This window comes from Paenibacillus sp. V4I5, assembly GCF_030817255.1.
Taxonomy (GTDB): domain Bacteria; phylum Bacillota; class Bacilli; order Paenibacillales; family NBRC-103111; genus Paenibacillus_E.
In genome coordinates, this window is sequence record NZ_JAUSZB010000002.1 from 2,363,640 (window position 1) to 2,380,541 (window position 16,902).

General features: G+C 45.1%; 14 protein-coding genes and 1 pseudogene. 2 read left to right on the plus strand and 13 right to left on the minus strand.

Annotated features, from left to right (window positions below; genetic code table 11):
* Positions 1 to 40 precede the first annotated feature (40 nt).
* From QFZ78_RS12600 to QFZ78_RS12625, 6 genes are all read right to left on the minus strand, one after another.
* Positions 41 to 406 carry a hypothetical protein gene (locus tag QFZ78_RS12600; protein WP_307547913.1) on the minus strand — a complete coding sequence of 122 codons (366 nt, stop codon included), beginning with the start codon at positions 404 to 406 and terminating at the stop codon, positions 41 to 43.
* 172 nt (positions 407 to 578) lie between these two features.
* Positions 579 to 848: an SMI1/KNR4 family protein gene (locus QFZ78_RS12605; RefSeq protein WP_307547914.1), complete on the minus strand. Its 270-nt coding sequence runs from the start codon at positions 846 to 848 to the stop codon at positions 579 to 581.
* 451 nt (positions 849 to 1,299) lie between these two features.
* Complete coding sequence (locus QFZ78_RS12610; RefSeq protein WP_307547915.1) at positions 1,300 to 2,208, minus strand: hypothetical protein; 909 nt, start codon at positions 2,206 to 2,208, stop codon at positions 1,300 to 1,302.
* A gap of 48 nt (positions 2,209 to 2,256) precedes the next feature.
* Complete coding sequence (locus QFZ78_RS12615; RefSeq protein ID WP_307547918.1) at positions 2,257 to 2,424, minus strand: hypothetical protein; 168 nt, start codon at positions 2,422 to 2,424, stop codon at positions 2,257 to 2,259.
* Positions 2,425 to 2,683: 259 nt separating this feature from the next.
* The gene (locus tag QFZ78_RS12620) at positions 2,684 to 2,995 is read right to left on the minus strand and encodes a group II intron maturase-specific domain-containing protein (RefSeq protein ID WP_307547920.1); all 312 of its coding nucleotides are present in this window, start codon (positions 2,993 to 2,995) and stop codon (positions 2,684 to 2,686) included.
* 246 nt (positions 2,996 to 3,241) lie between these two features.
* Complete coding sequence (locus tag QFZ78_RS12625; RefSeq protein WP_307547921.1) at positions 3,242 to 4,072, minus strand: AraC family transcriptional regulator; 831 nt, start codon at positions 4,070 to 4,072, stop codon at positions 3,242 to 3,244.
* Between the two features lie 142 nt (positions 4,073 to 4,214).
* On the opposite strand from QFZ78_RS12625, the gene QFZ78_RS12630 reads away from it, so the two are divergent.
* Complete coding sequence (locus QFZ78_RS12630; protein WP_307547924.1) at positions 4,215 to 6,278, plus strand: beta-galactosidase; 2,064 nt, start codon at positions 4,215 to 4,217, stop codon at positions 6,276 to 6,278.
* 37 nt (positions 6,279 to 6,315) lie between these two features.
* Here the strand turns inward: QFZ78_RS12630 and QFZ78_RS12635 are convergent, their stop codons facing one another.
* The 7 genes from QFZ78_RS12635 to QFZ78_RS12665 form a co-directional block, all read right to left on the minus strand.
* Positions 6,316 to 7,920 (minus strand): response regulator, encoded by a 1,605-nt coding sequence (locus QFZ78_RS12635; protein WP_307547926.1) that lies wholly within the window; start codon positions 7,918 to 7,920, stop codon positions 6,316 to 6,318.
* Positions 7,902 to 9,644: a cache domain-containing sensor histidine kinase gene (locus QFZ78_RS12640; protein WP_307547928.1), complete on the minus strand. Its 1,743-nt coding sequence runs from the start codon at positions 9,642 to 9,644 to the stop codon at positions 7,902 to 7,904. The genes QFZ78_RS12635 and QFZ78_RS12640 overlap by 19 nt, the downstream gene beginning before the upstream one ends.
* A gap of 85 nt (positions 9,645 to 9,729) precedes the next feature.
* Positions 9,730 to 10,569, minus strand: a complete 840-nt coding sequence (locus tag QFZ78_RS12645; protein ID WP_307547930.1) for a carbohydrate ABC transporter permease — start codon at positions 10,567 to 10,569, stop codon at positions 9,730 to 9,732.
* Positions 10,566 to 11,465 carry a carbohydrate ABC transporter permease gene (locus QFZ78_RS12650; RefSeq protein ID WP_307547932.1) on the minus strand — a complete coding sequence of 300 codons (900 nt, stop codon included), beginning with the start codon at positions 11,463 to 11,465 and terminating at the stop codon, positions 10,566 to 10,568. The genes QFZ78_RS12645 and QFZ78_RS12650 overlap by 4 nt, the downstream gene beginning before the upstream one ends.
* A 72-nt stretch (positions 11,466 to 11,537) precedes the next feature.
* Positions 11,538 to 12,875 carry an extracellular solute-binding protein gene (locus tag QFZ78_RS12655; RefSeq protein WP_307547934.1) on the minus strand — a complete coding sequence of 446 codons (1,338 nt, stop codon included), beginning with the start codon at positions 12,873 to 12,875 and terminating at the stop codon, positions 11,538 to 11,540.
* Positions 12,876 to 13,980: 1,105 nt separating this feature from the next.
* Positions 13,981 to 14,571, minus strand: coding sequence for a TetR/AcrR family transcriptional regulator (locus QFZ78_RS12660; protein ID WP_307547936.1), 591 nt, complete (start codon positions 14,569 to 14,571; stop codon positions 13,981 to 13,983).
* Positions 14,572 to 14,693: 122 nt separating this feature from the next.
* On the minus strand, positions 14,694 to 15,515 hold the full coding sequence (locus QFZ78_RS12665; protein ID WP_307547938.1) for an SDR family oxidoreductase: 822 nt from the start codon (positions 15,513 to 15,515) through the stop codon (positions 14,694 to 14,696).
* Between the two features lie 213 nt (positions 15,516 to 15,728).
* Here QFZ78_RS12665 and QFZ78_RS12670 point away from each other — a divergent pair.
* Positions 15,729 to 16,727, plus strand: a pseudogene (locus QFZ78_RS12670) (IS110 family transposase).
* Positions 16,728 to 16,902 lie beyond the last annotated feature (175 nt).

Here is a 16,902-nt window from a genome sequence, read left to right on the forward strand (position 1 = left end):
TCCACAAAGATCCACCCATTCGGTTTTTCGTAACGTCTAATTATGCACGAATCGTGTTATTGCCAAAAAAAACAAGCGAACAAGCACATACTTGTGCCGTTTCATAGACCTCACCCAAGTCCAAAAGAGCCTGATTTGCAGATTCATCCCACTCAAACTCCGTTTCGTATCGGAAGGTGCCTGTAAATCGGGGTAAATATTCAGGCCTACTCATATTCGTTAGATCAGCCAGTCTTCCCCATTCTTTAAACCGAGGATAATGTTCAGCCTCAGAAGTGGATACGATCCATTCGCCTTTTAGCTCAAATTCGGCCCCGGCTATATACTGCGGCAACGCGTCATAACCTTCAAAGACAGCAACATGGAGCAGAACGATGGACTCATACGGATGAAGAACAACCTCCACCGCATTTGCACCTTTCTCCGGATTTACATGTAAACCAAATTATCCCCCTCATTTAATTTAAAAAATCTAATTTCATAACCCTGGTGAATTGAGAATACAAAAGTGCTATCAGACAACACTAACGGGTTATTATTCTCTCGTAATAATTCTTTTGCCTCATCCTGAAGTTCCTTTAGTTGTGAGAACTCCGTATCTGCGCTTGGAACAATCTTCCCGAATAATGGTCGACAGCAAGTAAATATTGGCGATAAGACTCGGGTAACCTGATTCCCATTTCTTGCTCCAGTAACTTTATTTCTGCTTCGCTACACCCATCAAATGGACGGTCAGTATACAATTCCTTCTCATGCAGGAGCTTTAATAAATGTTCACTTCTCACAAACAAACCTACTTCCTTAAGGGATAATTCATTATTCGGGTAGACCTCTTTAAATTCCTTCATTAGCGTAATCTGCCCGTTTTCTTGAATGAAAACAGGGAGTAGATGCCGCGGCAATCTGCTCCCTGTTTTATTTTGCTATAATTCTCCATTTTATGCATTCCGCCGCTTTGGCAGCCCGCCGGCGACGAATCAGATGGATGCCGGCGAGCTGCCTCAGACGCGGACAGATCCGTGATCGGTTTCTGCCAATCGGTTTCAGGAACTCTTGGTAGTTGGCTACGCCTAGAGGCCGCTATCGCTTAAGACAGTTATATGTGCGAACGTAAAAATCCATTTCTTCGATTGTGACTTCTTATATTGCAGAAAGACAAGGGCTGACCTTGACGTTCTTGGCGGAGCTGCTGCGCTCCAACAAGGTCTGTTCGGCAACGGCTGCTAATCCAATTCATCAACGAAGGGCTTTGCTCCAAGCAGTGACAACTGCTCGGGGCAAAGCCCTTTTGAGAAGGCATTAATTCGGAGGAAGCATGTGATAGATGAAATCCACGCCGCCTCGCGTTTTGTGAAACGAGATACCGCCGCTGAAGCTATCCGAGAATCTCCAGCCTGTGCCGCCGACCCGCTTCTTGAGCTCCTTGATAACCTCGGAAGGGACATTCTTGGCTCCGGTTGTCGAGCCCGGCTGAGCGGAGCCCCACCAGGCTCCCCGTGTCTTGAGTTTGCCATTCCATCGTCCGTACTGGTCGTTCATATCGTCGAAAACGGCGTCACATTCCGGACTCCATGATTTGGCGCCGCCCTTTTTCTCTTCATCCTTCTCTTTCTCTTTCTCTTTCTTCGCGTCACTTGCATTGGCAAGACGTGTGAAAGCCTCCCAATACTCCGAGCCGCCGCCTGACCATGCCGAATTCTCCGTCCATATGATAAAGCTTTCCCAGAGGGCCATAGGATTATCGGTTTGTCCCATTTGGATATACAAGGTCGTCAGCTTCTTAAAGCATTGCTCAAGAGCCTCCTGATCGTCGGAGCTTACCTCTTTCGATCTCTGAAGATCTGAGATTTGCTGGCGCTGTGATTGAATCAAGTTCAATAACGGATTGACCTGTACGTCTTTCACTGGATCTGGCAAGGTATCTTCGCGCTGAATGATCGCCGGGGTACGCTGAACGACCGTTCTTGCATCCATGCGGGAGGTGAGCAGCTTGGCTGTAGCCTGATTGCCGATCGTTCGCTGCAGCTGCAGCACTTGAGAGGCGGAAGGCGTAATGCCTGAACCTCCAAACGCGCTTTGCCGCTGGACGCTGCCGGTGAGCAAGGTCTGCTCAGATGAGGAGCCGCGGCGGGCAGGGTCTGATTTCGATGTCGATCCGTGTTCTCCTTCCTTGCGAGCTTGTGCGGTTATCTGAGATTTAATCGTCATCACCTTCCAATTCTTTAGTTACATACATATATTCCCATACCATAAATTCTATAATATCAGAAGATAGAAAAATAGAGTAGAACCTAGCATATTATTCTTAGTGATTCGCAGAACTTGTAAAACCTCTCCGCTTCGATCGCCACCAGGTGCTCCTGTTAGTTTAATCGCCTGGGCTATCACCTTAAAACAAAATCCTCTTAAGAAAGATTCGTTCATCTAGTCACCTCCCCTCCTCCCCACCCTGCTAAAATAATAAGCGTTCACCTAGTAGAGTGAACGCCTAATTACTCAAGACTTTATTTGTCACTTCAAGACTTTTTGTGATACTAAAAATACAAATAAAGTTTTAAATTGGTTGTTTCGTACAAAACGACTAAAATATAAATAAGTTTTGTAGAGTAAAGGGCTGGGACTGCCAGCCCCTCCTCATCAAACCGTACATGCGGTTTTCCCGCATACGGCTTTCCGACGTTCTTCACCTTGGACAGTACGGCTTACCCCAAGGAGAAGCGGTTTTCAGTCCCGCGATCTGAAGTATATCGAAGAGATTTACTTTGTAGGCTTTTCGCTTCTTGTGCTTCTTGTTCCACCACAGACTGATGCGCCTGCGTATGTGCCAGTCCACTTTTGCCAAGAATTTGCTCGCTATGTAGGGGTCCATCTTCGCATAATAATTTTTCCACCCTTGTAAGATCGGGTTCATATGCTTAATGAGTTCCTTGAGCGACCATTTCAGGCGTGTTCGCGGTGCCAGTTCTTCACTCACTCTCGTTCTCATCTTCTTCATCGCTTTAGGCTTCAGCCACCGGATTTCGCCGACGTCTGCTTGCTAGCTACGGGGCAGCTTGGTCTTTACCCCGACCGGACTTCCACCGGTTAGTTGTGCCTAGCTTGGCTAGGCGCGCGAAGTACTTTATTACAATCTCTTGATAACTATACGCGGCGCGGCCAACCTTGAATATTGTAAAGGACATAATAACCTGATTCAATAACAGCAAAGTAAAAACCAAAATTGCAGCCAACTCTAGAGAAGTTAAGAGTTATACAAACGCCGATATTCCTGCGGAGTCAATCCAGTATGCTCCCGAAAGCGCGCGATGAAGTAACTGCTCTGGGAAAAGCCGGTGTGCTCCGCCACTTGCTTAATCGTCCATTCGGTAGACATCAGCAGTTGCTTGGCTTCAACAAGCCGACATTCGAACAGCCATTCCATCGGAGTCCGTCCCATTACTTCGTGGAACATCCGACTAAAATAGTAGGTGCTGAAACCCGCTTGTTCGGCCATCTGCAAGAGGGTCAGCGGCTTCGTACAGTGGGTACGAGTATATTCCGCAACCTCTCTCATCCGTGCACGCTTATCCAACATAGTCGCTGTTCCAGGCGTCTCCGTACGTAAGGCAAGCTCAGCAAGCAGTTCATAGAGCTTTACCGCTAACTGCACCTCGTTCCGATCATAAGGGGAAGCCAGCTCCAATAAGCCCCCTGTCAGTTGGTTGAGCTTTGGCACATCGCTGTATGTAAACAACCACACAGAAGAAGTTCCTTGACCATTCAACAATCTGCTGATCCCATCGCCTGCTATGTGCACCCAGAATACTTGCCAAGGATCGTTCGGATCTGTTCGATACTCCTGCTCGAGACCCGAGCCGTAATAGAAACCCTGTCCTGCTTCTAAGCAGATTTCCTTTCCATTAGCTTTGACATAGCCTTTACCGCTTAGTACGATATGCAAATTGGATTGTTGCAGCTGTCCCTTAAACCGCCACTCCTGATGTTCCGGAAATTCGGCATATTGTCCAATCATATCCGGATAAACCGTGTAATGTTTGTACATGGGCTCCGGTAATACATAATGAATTCTCATAGACCCTCCAGAACGCAAAAATCTGATATGTGTAACAAAATGATGTTATTTACATTATATTATAAAGGAATATAATGAGTACATAAAGGAATTTTAAAGCAAAAAATTACTATACCTATCGAAAAAGGAGATGTTTTTCATCATGGATAAAACCATTCCGGGAGACAAATTTGATCTAGGCGTGTGCTACTACCCCGAGCAGTGGCCGGAGCACATGTGGGCAGACGATTACAGACGAATGCGAGAAATGGGCTTTACGATCGTGCGAATGGGTGAGTTTGCATGGAATTTTTTTGAACCAGAAGAAGGGGTATTTACTTTCGATTTGTTCGACCGTACCATAGACCTTGCTCACGAACATGGACTGAAGGTTATTCTCGGTACCCCGACGGCGACACCGCCTGCCTGGATGACCCATAAATACCCCGAAATTCTGAATGCTACATTTGAGGGCGTGCAGTATCAGCATGGGCTGAGACGTCACTACAATTACAGCAGCCCCGTGTACCGGGAATATTGTTCGAAGATTACCGAGGCTATGGCTAATCATTATGCGAACCACCCCGGCATAGTAGGCTGGCAGATCGACAATGAGCTTAACTGCGAGGTGAATGTATTCTACGCCAATGCGGACCATGCGGCGTTTCGGATTTGGTTACGTGAGAAATACGGTACCTTAGACGCATTGAATCAGGCATGGGGGACTGTTTTCTGGAATCAGAGCTACTCCGATTGGGAGCAGGTTCATTTACCACGCCCTGCGCCTACGAAATCCGCTAACCCTCATCAAGCTCTGGATGAAAAGCGGTTCATCTCGGATAACACCATTTCCTTTGCCCGCTTGCAGGTAGAGATCTTGCGAAAGCTTGCACCAACGCAGTGGATCACAACCAATGGTCTATTTGGCCATCTGGATAGCCATACCATGACTGATGAGCTTCTGGATTTCTTTTCTTATGACTCGTATCCGAACTTCTCAACCATCTGGAACGATACTGATCGCGTGGATCCGCTCATGGATCGCAGCTATTCCAACCAACTTACCAAGGTACGTTCGATCTCCCCTACGTTCTGCATCATGGAGCAGCAATCGGGCCCTGGCGGCTGGGTGAATCTGTTTGGACAATCTGCACCAAAGCCGGGGCAAATGCGATTGTGGACGTATCAATCGGTTGCTCACGGGGCGGATATGGTTTTGTTCTTCAGATGGCGAACAGCAACATCCGGTACCGAGATTTACTGGCATGGGATCAATGATTACCATAACCGTCCCAACCGGAGGGTTGCCGAGGCAGAAACCATTAGCCGGGAATTAGGACGAATCGGAGAGGTCATTGCAGGATCTCGGTACATGGCAGAAGTAGGCATTTTACACGATTATGACAACGAGTGGGACGGGGAATTCGACGTATGGCACGGTCCACTAACGAGAGAAAGCGAATACAGTTGGGGCAAATCCCTGCAGTTCAGCCATATTCCATTCGATTACCTGTATGTACAGGACAAGACGAACCTGGAAGAACTCGCTCGTTACAAAGTACTTATCTACCCTCATCCGGCCATTATGTCGGAGGAAACGGCAGAGCTGCTCAAGCAGTATGTAGCCGGAGGAGGCAAGCTGCTTTTCGGAGCTCGTTCGGGTTATAAGGATCAACGTGGACATTGCCGCATGACGCCGTTCCCTGGTCTTGTCGCGGAACTGTGCGGCGTGACGGTAGAAGATTTTACGCTTATTGTGAACGAGGCATCCACACCGAACATGCGATGGATCGATGGAGGAGATGAAGCCAGTACGCCTGCACGCCTGTTCAACGACATCCTCCTTCCAGAGAACAGCAACGTACAGACGCTGGCCCTGTTCGACGGAGACTATTATGCGGGGAAACCAGCTCTTACCCTACATCCTTATGGGAGCGGTGAAGCCTATTATTACGGGGCCGCATTCAGTCGCGAAGTAGCGGATGCCTTGATCCGCCGTCTTGGACTGAAACCTGCTACAACAGGTTGGGCGGAGCTGCCACCTGAGGTGGAGGTTGCTATCCGCGTGAAACAGGATCGTCGCTTTGCCTTTATCCTGAATTACTCCAACAAACCCGTCAAAGCCAGTCTGCTGCAAGAAATGGAAGACATGTTGGAAGGTGAACGGCTTGGCGCGGGGGATCTGGACATTGCCCCTTACGGTGTGAAGGTCTTGTCCTTGAACTAAAAAAAGAGGAACCGGTCATCAAGCCGGTTCCTTTCTTTTATTTCTGTGAAGTTCTCTTGTATTCCTGAATGGAAACTCCCGTTACTTTTTTGAATCTGTGGCTGAAATAATAAGGATCCTTGATCCCTACCTTTTCAGCAATCTGATAAGCTTTCCAGTCCGCTTCGTTCATGAGCTTAACGGCTTCATCAATTCGAAGCTTAAGCAAATAATCGGTGAAACCCTGCCCTATTTCCTGCTTGAAAATGCGACTTAAATAACTGGAATTGAGATGAAACTTTTGGGAAACGGAACCCAAAGAGACTTCGGGGTTTCGAAACTCATCAGTTAGATAGGCCAGTATATCGTGAACAATCTGGTTCGTTTTCTTCATTCGCGTGCCCTGCACATAATCCGCCGTATCTTCCGCCAATTTGGACAAAAATTGACTCAAGTCGCTGGTAGTGCGGCAACCAAACATGCGATTATACAAGGCACCGTTCAACAAGTTCGAACGCAATTGCGTAAAGCCCAACTCCGACATAGCCAGATTCAGCATCGAAATGAAATGGACACCGAGCGAATACATGTGTTCATTCGCCGTTCCGTCAGAGGGTTCCAGTGATTGAAATAGCTTATCGATCGATTTAACGGCTTGATCTTTGAGTCCCGTTTTAATGAAAAAAATGATTTCTTCCGTATCCGATTGCTTCAAGTCTGTCGAATAATTGACAAGTCGGATATCCTCTCCGAACGAAATGACTTGGTCCCCTCCGAATAATTTGCCATAACGCAGCGCTTCAAGGGCCTCCTTGTAGCTCTTTTTCACCATAGGCAAGTTGTTGCAAACGCCTCCTACTCCAACCGTTGCTTGGCAGCCCAGCTTATCCTTAATGATACGAATGGCCTGTTCCCCGAGCGACTCCAACTCAATCGCTTTATCCCAGCTGATCATCACGACGCGTCCGCCATTATCTTGAAGAACATGAATCCCCTCACGCTCGTGTACCAGGAATTCCACGGCCCTCTTGCAGCCCATGCTAAGGTTTAGTCTTCTCTCTTCTTCAACGTTAGGCTCGCTTTGAAAATCGAGTATGGCAACTGAGAAACATGAACGAAGTGATTCACCAAAAAAATAGTCGAATCTCCGATTAAGCTGCTCGCCATTTGAGGAGGTACCCACAAGCAGATCCATGAGAAATTTTTCTTTTAGCTCAAGGGTGTTTTCAAGAAGCTCTGTTTGTATTTTCCGGTATTCATTCCAATGGACAGTTTCTTTCTCTATCACTTCTTTCAAATCGACAGCCAGTTTTCGAAGCACGTCTGGTTGAAGGGGCTTTAACAAGAAATCATGAACTCCGATTTTCACACTTTGCTTCGCATATTCAAATTCTGGATACGCGGTTAGAATTACAACCTTAATGAACGGATCTCTCTCCCTTACCTGCTTCGCTAGTTCCAATCCATCCATATACGGCATATTAATGTCGGTAAATACGATATTTGGCCTTACCGCATCAATCAAATCCAGCGCTTCGTTCCCGTTAGACGCTTCCCCGATAAATTCAATTCCAAGGGAATGCCAATCAAGGAGAACTTGAAGAAGCTTTCTTGGATTGACTTCGTCATCTACAGCAATGGCTGTTATCCTTCCTTGTTCCATTCGGAATCCTCCAAGTAGGGTATTTCAATGTCGATGACCGTTCCATTTCCCGGTGAACTGACAATCGAATAGGACATGCCTTCCCCGTAAAAAAGCTTAAGTCTCGTTATCGTTCCACGCAACCCGAAGCTCGAAGCATTATGAACGAGCTGTTCCTCTCTCATGGAATCCAGCTTATCTTCCGAGATGCCCATGCCATCATCTTGAATGGACAAGATGACTGATCTGCCTGAAGAAACGGCTGAGACGGTAATCACCCCCTGTTGCCCCATGGGCCGAATGCCATGGTATAGCGCATTCTCCACAAGTGGTTGTAGGGTGAGTTTGGGAACTGGATAATCATGTAACGCATCGCTTAATTCATAAATAGCCGTAAACATGCCTGGATATCTAATATGCTGAATCGTCAAATAGTTCTTGGCAATTTCAAATTCTTCTTTCAGTGAGATGATTTCATTCCCTTTGCTTAAACTCAAACGGTAATATTGGGCCAACGAGGATATCAGGCGGTAAGTTTCTTCCCTTTCCCCTGCCAACGACAAGTATCCCGCAGATTCCAAAGCATTGTATAGAAAATGCGGTTTAATTTGCTGATGAAGAATATGAAGTTCAAGCTTTCGCCGAAGCGTCTGCTCCTCTTTCTCTCGCTCCATCGATTGTTGAATCGTAGCAAGCAGACGGTTATACCGATCTTGAAGCTGCCGGATCTCATTGGAATTCGGATTGAGAAGAACTTCCTGATAATCACCCGTCTCCGCTTTTCGCATCGATTTTAATAAACTTAATATCGGGTGGATAATGGATCTCGTGATCCAAATAAACCCGAGAAAAATAAAAACAACATTAAACCCGACGATTGGGATGAGGACGCGATTCACTGCCTTGTACGGATTTGGCCAGTCGCTCATGGAGAATGCGGTTACATAACGCCAACCGTGGGCCTCCATCTTATCAAAGATGTATCGATTATTCGCTATCGTTTTGATAAAGCTCCCAGAAGCATGGGATTGAAACTCTTCCGATTCCGCAAACTGCTGCAACTCGGGATTTTCAAACTCCATCAAAAGCGCATCTTCCCGATCTACCATAAGATCGTACTTCTTGCCGTCAATGGTATGTTCATAGGGCTTTTTAATTTGAGCTAACGGAATGTTAATCATCACCATGCCAAGTTGTTTGGCGGTATTCAGATCGTTCACGACACGGATTAAAGACAGATATTGTTCCCCTTTATTCAGGAGCCCGCCTGCATTAATCCGCCATATCGGACCCCCGTGTTTGCTTACGGCTTCCTGGTACCAGGGAGCTGATTTCATGCTTGCAATGTTAAGTCCTAGCTTCTGAAATTCCAAAGAATAGTATAAATCGTCGTTTCGGAATAAATAAACGGAGGCTACGCTGGACTCCGCGAGGAAAATTTCATTTAGTACCTTTTGGATACTCAGGTTCGAAGCAACGAATCCATCGTATGTGAAGTCCGTCTTCAACAGCTCCTGAACGGTGCCGCTGGCAATCACCCTTTGGGAATATTTCGAAGCATTATCGAACAAGGAATTCATATTGGATTGAATCGCGTTTAAGCTTTGTTCGGAGACTTCCGCAATCTTACCGTCGATCAGACTTCGGTTAAATCTTTGATACAAGACGCCGCTAACCAGCAGAGAAACCGATAGCAATAGAATATAATAGGATATCATTTGTGTTCTTATTTTGGCGAATTTCACCACATAACCACCTTCTGTCTGATTGAAGTCCTTTCTACTTATTTCCTATCGTTCCTCCACTTATTATAGCATGAACGCAGCGGTACTAGCCTTTAATTGCTCCCGCGACGATACTTTTCTGTACCTGCTCGCTTAAGAAGGCATACAAAATAATCGTTGGAATGGTCGCGATGACCATGCCGGCTGCGATAGGACCATACTCTGTCATATGCAGCCCCCGTAGAGAATTAATGGCAACGGTTATCGTCATGAGGTTGGTATTATTGATAAAAGTAGTCGCAAACATCAATTCATTCCATGCGGCTAGGAACGTAAAGATGGACACCGAAACGAGAGCCGGTTTTATCAAGGGCAGCATAATCCTGAAAAACACTTGATATATATTACACCCGTCAACGACACTGGCTTCTTCCAACTCCCGGGGGAGGCTCGTAAAAAATCCTACCATGATGAACATAGCTGGAGGAATGGCGTTCACCGTATAAGGGATCATCAACGCCCATGGCGTATTTAACAAATGGGTTTGCTTTAAGATGAGAAAGATAGGCAGTAAGGTAGCATGTACCGGAATCATCAGCCCGGACATAAATAAGGCAAGTACAATTTTACTAAATTTCCATTTCATCCGGGTGACGGCATACGATACCATCGACGCTAACAACCCCGAGGTGATTACCGTAATTCCGGTGTAAAATAAACTGTTCAAGAAATTCCTGCCAAGCTTGGAACCAACAAAGACGTATTTATAGTTTTCAAACATCCACTTGGAGGGCAGTCCCATTACATTGCTTCCAGTGATTTCAATATTGGTTTTGAATGAGGTTAATACTAGCCATAGCAGCGGATAAAATTGAATGATGGCAAAAACGACGAGAAAAAGTTGAAGAACAAGTTTGGTGTTAATCCATTTGCGGGTCAGTATCACTTGCCATTCTCCTCTCCTCGTACTCGAAACAACCACTGCAGCCCCATATAAATAACAAGACATTCCACCACCATAAAGACGGCCATTGCACTTCCATACCCGTACATATTTCTCTTAAAGATGGTTGTGTACATCAGCGTGCTGGGTACATCCGTCGCCGGTGCCGAGGTGCCGTTCGTCATGATAAAAGTCAAATCAAAAAATTTCAACGAGCCAATAATGGCAAAAACGATACAAACCTTGATAATTGGCGTTATTAACGGAATCACGATAGAAAACGTGGCGCGCCATCTGGACGCCCCATCGATTTTGGCTGCGTCAAACATCTCTTCGGAAATACCTTTTATGGCCGCATACATCAAAAGCATGTAATAACCAACCCACTGCCACACGGCCGGAAGCATGATACTCGATAAAGCCGTTTTATCATTCGTAAGCCAATCGTTCTTCCATCCTTCCAGTCCAATTTGCGCCAATATGGCATTCAATACACCGTAATTCGGGTTCAAAATGGATAAGAACATGAGTCCGATGACGGCGGAAGAAATCGTGACGGGGATAAAGAATAACGTCCGATAAAACTTCTCCCCTTTGATGCCTCTGGCCAGAATTAGGGCAAGAAGGAACGCGAAAGGGATTTGCAAGCCCACTGACAAAATAGCCAAATAAAACGTATTCCAAACAGAGTGAAGAAATTGCATGTCGTACGTATCGGTAAAGAATAGATCTTTATACAAAGCCAATCCCACAAATTTCCCTTTTCCGATTCCGTTCCAATCCAACATACTGTAATAAAAGGATTGAACAATCGGGATAAAACCTACTAGTATGAACAAGACTAGCGCAGGAATTACGAAGACGGCTATGGCTTTCTTATCGCCAAACACTTGTTGCATGGTTCTCCCTCCCCTAATCAAACTGGCGGAAGCTGCTTTCCGCCAATTTCTTCGATTAGATATCTTTCGTCTCTATTTGCCAGGATTTATTTTACTTTGCAGTTCTTTATTAAAGTCCTCAGGCGATACCTTTCCAGCTGTGAATTTCATCAGTGAACCGAACATAGACTCCGTATCATTACCAGACAACATCTGATCCCACCAGTAAGAGAAACCTGTCGCTTTCGCAGAGAGTTGGCCAATTTTAACAGCAAGCGGGTCTACCTTCGAGGTGTCGCCAAGATCGCCTTTCCATGCGGAGGAACCGGAACCAGCAAGGTATACTTCCTTCGCCATCGTCTCCATGAAATATTTATAAACTTCCCACACGCGATCTTTATTTTTTACATCTTTATTAATAAAGAAGGATTCTCCGGAACCGCCATGCCATTCATCGGCATTGCCTTTCCCACCTGAAATCGTCGGAAATTTCACCACTTCAACCTTCCCTTTAACCGCAGATTCTGGTGCATTGATCTGTCCGTTCACCCAAGCGCCCATGTACAAGATGGCGGCTTTGCCAGTTAAGAACATATTGATTGACTCATCATAGGAAGTCCCTAGTGGATTTTCCCCGAATGCCTTGGCGTCAATCAGCTCCTTGTACTTGCGGCTGGCGGCCTGGAATTCCAGCGTATTGAAAGATCCTGTCTTATTCAAAGCTGCATTGACTGCAGCTGTTCCCCCCATGCGGATGTCCAAAATGGAGTTCCAGAACATCGCAGGCCATCTGTCTTTTGCCCCCAGTGCGATAGGCGTAATATTTTTGGCCTTTAGAGCGTTAATGTCAGCTAACAAGTCCTCCCAAGTGGCAGGAACTTTGGCGCCTGCGGCTTGGAATAGCTCCGTATTGATATAAAGGTTCGCAGTTGCGATATTCGTCGGAAGCCCGTAAAGCTTATTGTCGAACGTGAAATTGTCCGTCGTTCCTGGGACCAGCTTGTTGATAGTTCCGTCTTTTACAAGATCCTGCATCGGTAAAATGCGATTTCCTGCAACGAATGGCTGTGCGAAGCCTCCGCCCCAAGAGAAGAAAATGTCGGGCAAGTCATTTGCTGCTGAAGCCGTCTTAATCTTCGTTTTATAGGCTTCTCCCCCGATCCCCGTATGTTCGATTTCTACATTGGGAAACTTTGCTTTCGTCGCATCCAACGCTTTGTAAAAGCCGATAAATCCGCCATCCTTGGAGTTAGGATCGGAAAACTGCGACCACATCGTGAGATTGATTTTCTCAGCAGCATTGGCCGTAGACTTTGGCGAGTTGGAATCTGCAGGTTGTTTGCTATCGCTTTTCGTACTTCCGCACGCAGCCAGTGTCACCGTTAAAACTGCAGCTAAACCCAAGCTTGTTATCTTTCTGAACATCTTCATTTTGTTTGCCTCCCCGTTATTTATAAAACCGCTTACATTTCATATCATACGATTTTCTGGCCTGTCGAAGAATGTAATCGCTTTACTAAAAGATAGAATATTTTTACTACATAGAAACATAAATCTGTACCGCCGTAAACAATCCACTCGATTATCAATAGCAAATGGTGTCGAAACAAATAAATAACTGAATAATTGAAGTAAAAAGATTCTATCATTCAGTAAAGCTCTTGGCCTCACTGAGTGCAACAGACTCCCCAACGCTCTGTTCTGCTTTAGCAAGGAGCTCTGCTGCCTTCTGAATGCCCGTGGATCCGCCAGATCGTTTCCATATATTTTCTCCATCCTGTAATAATCTCTGCCGTTGATTGACCTTTTAGATCAATTGGGGACGGAAACTCTTTGAGTGTCGCTATGGATCGCGGACAAGTCCAATCTTTAAACACCGAGGCATATAATCGACCCTGCCAAGAAGGCGCATACTCCGCATATCAAGAGCAACGACAGCAATCCTCGCATCATGAAACCATCACCTACCGTTTTCTTTTCATCATTTTTCCACACAGTTATCTTTATTAATCCCCATAGCGCAACAAAGGCCGCCGATCCATGCGCGTCGGCTGCCTTTGCGGTATTGTTGAAGTAACCCCGTTAGTTCAATCCACTTTTATTTTCAAATGACCCTTAAGAACATCCTGTTTTATAAATAAAGTCCTTACCAGTCCTCGTCAAATATGCTTCCTGAGCAACAATGCTATTCCGTCCACTGCACATGGCGCTGTTGCGTAAATCTTCCATCAGCTTAACCCCCTAGGCAGGTGTGCCTTCGATTTCGTTATATCCTCTTCAATGAGTCTCGTCGGGAATGAGATAATGTTCTTGTCATTTGGTTTTGACAAGAACATTATCCCATAAAACAAAAAAACCACGATTTACGCGGCAATTAATGAGATCATGTTCTTGTCACTCGACAAATATGATGCCGAATTGTTCTTGACTCGCTTGAAGTTGACGAGAATGACGACTATGCCCCACCCATAAAAACAGAAGCCGCCCTCAAAGGTTGTTATCGGACTTCCTTTGAGGGTGGCTTTTGGCCATCTACCTACGTTACATCTCTAAGAGTTACAGCATTCCAACACGAACGGATTGCACTACTGACGTCCTCACTGCTTAACTCAAAGATTCCCTGTAGATGGGCCTTCAACATATAAACAAATGTGCCGTAATGCATCTGCACCATCATTTTCGGATTCATCGGGATAAACAGCTTCTCCTGAATGGCTTCTTGATATAACTCGTTCATTGGCCCACACCATCCGCCGGTATAGACTTCTTGCTTTACCTCTTCGTAAATGTAAGGCGAGAACGAATACTGCTCAATAAATTGAAAGCCCTGAGGATATTGTTTACCCAATTCGATAACTCGATTCCAACCTAATTCAAACTTTTCACGAATCGTTGTGCCCTTCAGCAAGCCTCCTCGCACATACTCTCCGTTAAACGTAACAATGGCTTTGTACAATTCGTTAACGATATCTTCTTTACTTTTGAAATAATGATAAATATTCCCGGTCGATACACCAGACTCCTTGGCGATAAGCGCCATTGAGGTAGCCTGTAATTCCTTTCGGATGATGATGTTAAGTGTTGTTTCAAGGACAGCCTGCTGCACCTTGTTATAGTTCTCAAACATTAGGTTATCCCGCTCCCACCATAAGATCGAATGATCATTCTAATCTAACATACACCTCATACAATCCGTAGTCAAGATTGTCAGATCGACCTGGCGTTATGACGAAGCGTTTCATAATGGGCTTACATATAATTCTTAGCGATCGTCTCCAAATATTCTTCTATGGACACAGAATTTCTAAGCGCCATCAGATCATTGCCTGCTGTTCCGATGACAGTGCGAAATTTATTGCTCTCTCTAGTCGCCAAAGCGGCTATGGCATCCGTGATAATCTGAGGATCATCCAATGTAGAGCTGGATTCCGCATGATTCATTAAATTCTGCACTTTCGTCATCAGATTATCGTAATCATGTATGTTATCATCTCGGTTCCAAGTGATACTGTTCTTGAAATTATTTCCTGTAGAACCTCCCTGCTCGATCAATCTAAGCTCGATATTCAACGGCTTCAGTTCGTAATAAAGACCTTCCGTCAGTCCTTCCAAAGCAAATTTCGACATATTATAGAGAGATCCGAGCGGCACCGCTGTCGTGATTCCCATGAAAGAGCTAATATTGATGAACATGCCTCCGCCATTGGCTCTGAAATGTGGTATAAATTTACGAATGACATTGATCGGTCCTCGCGTATTAACGGCGAATTGCCAGTCGATCGCTTCCTCTTGGGCTAATTCCAACGGACCGTAAGTCCCCATACCTGCATTATTGATGACGACGTCGATCTTACCGAACGCGGCAATGGCTTGATCTACCGATGTTTGAACTTCATGTACATTGGTGACGTCCAGTTTGAAAATTTTGATATTATCGTAACCGGTAAGCTCCGTTTCTTTGTCGGGTGTACGCATGGTTGCAGCTACGTTCCAGCCCATTTCAGCAAACCGAATCGCCGTAAGTTTTCCCAAGCCTGAACTGGTTCCCGTAATAAAAACTGTTTTACTCATTGTTAATACCTCCAAATTATATATTGAACGTTCATTCTATTCCAATTAAATGGTTTAGATCGAATGTTCATTCTATTATGATACAAGATTCGTTTTCTGTCAAATACTTCAGTCGCACAGCGCTGCACCACAGAGGATGAAAATGGATAAAATCCGTCAATACTTCTACTACGGCTGGGTGAGGAGGGTCGATCAACTATGGTGCCTTAGAGCCTGGATGTTCATAAGGAATCCATTACTGCATGTACAATGACACCCGAAGGAAAGGAGATTCAAACGTTTTCTACTAAAACCGTATTTCTAATCTAGTTAATTGACTGGATTAAAAAGCATGGTTGTACCCACGTAGCTATGGAGAGTACAGGCGTATTCTGGAAGCCAATTGTTAACCTATTAGAAGCTGAAGATATTGAATTTTTAGTTGTAAACGCCCAGCATATGAAAGCTCTACCAGTGCTAGAGGGAGCAAACATCAAACTGGCTCTGTAGTTTCAGATATTATGGGGGTCTCGTCTAAGGACATGCTTCACGCCATCGCAGACGGTGAAGAAGATCCTGAGAAACTAGCAAGCTTCGCTCGGCGCACTATGAAAAAGAAAAAAGATGAACTCGAACTCGCTCTTCGAGGTTACGTAAATCCTCATCAACGCATGATGCTTAAAACCATTTTAACCCACATTGACTTCCTCACCGAACAAATTGCGATATTAGATCAAGAGGTTGCCCAGAGAGTTATCTCAGATCAGGAAGACATAGAGCGATTAGATTCTATACCTGGAATTGCAACTCGAATGGCTGAACAAATCTTAGCTGAAATAGGAACAAACATTAAAAACCAGTTTCCAAGTGCGGCTCATTTCTGTTCTTGGCCAGCTCTCGTACCAGGACATAATGAGAGTGCAGGCAAACGGAAGTCTTCTAAGGAAAAAAAAGGAAACAAATATTTAAAATCTGCATTAACAGAAGCCGCACATTCCGTAGGTGCCTCCAAAAACTATCTTGGTGCTATGTATAGGCGAACATTAGCACGAAAAGGCAGGAAAAGAGCAGCTATTGTTGTAGCCCATGCCATGCTAAGAATCGCTTATTATCTGCTGACAAAAAAAGACATGTATGTAGACTTTAGGTGAAGATTATTATGATAAGCAAAAACTTGGAGCTATTGTACGGAACTCAGTTCGAAGACTTGAAACCTTAGGCTACAGCGTTTAAAAAATGAATGAGCCGCGTCTTCTTTAGTGCTGTTCTTTTTCTTCGACTGCCAGATTTTTAATTTTTATGGTAGTTTAATGAAAAAAGCAGGCTGCCTGCCTGCCTGCCTGCCGTATTTCAAGTATCGTTTTCTGTTAGTTGAATTAAGAATTAAATGTGAGTGACTTCCATAACA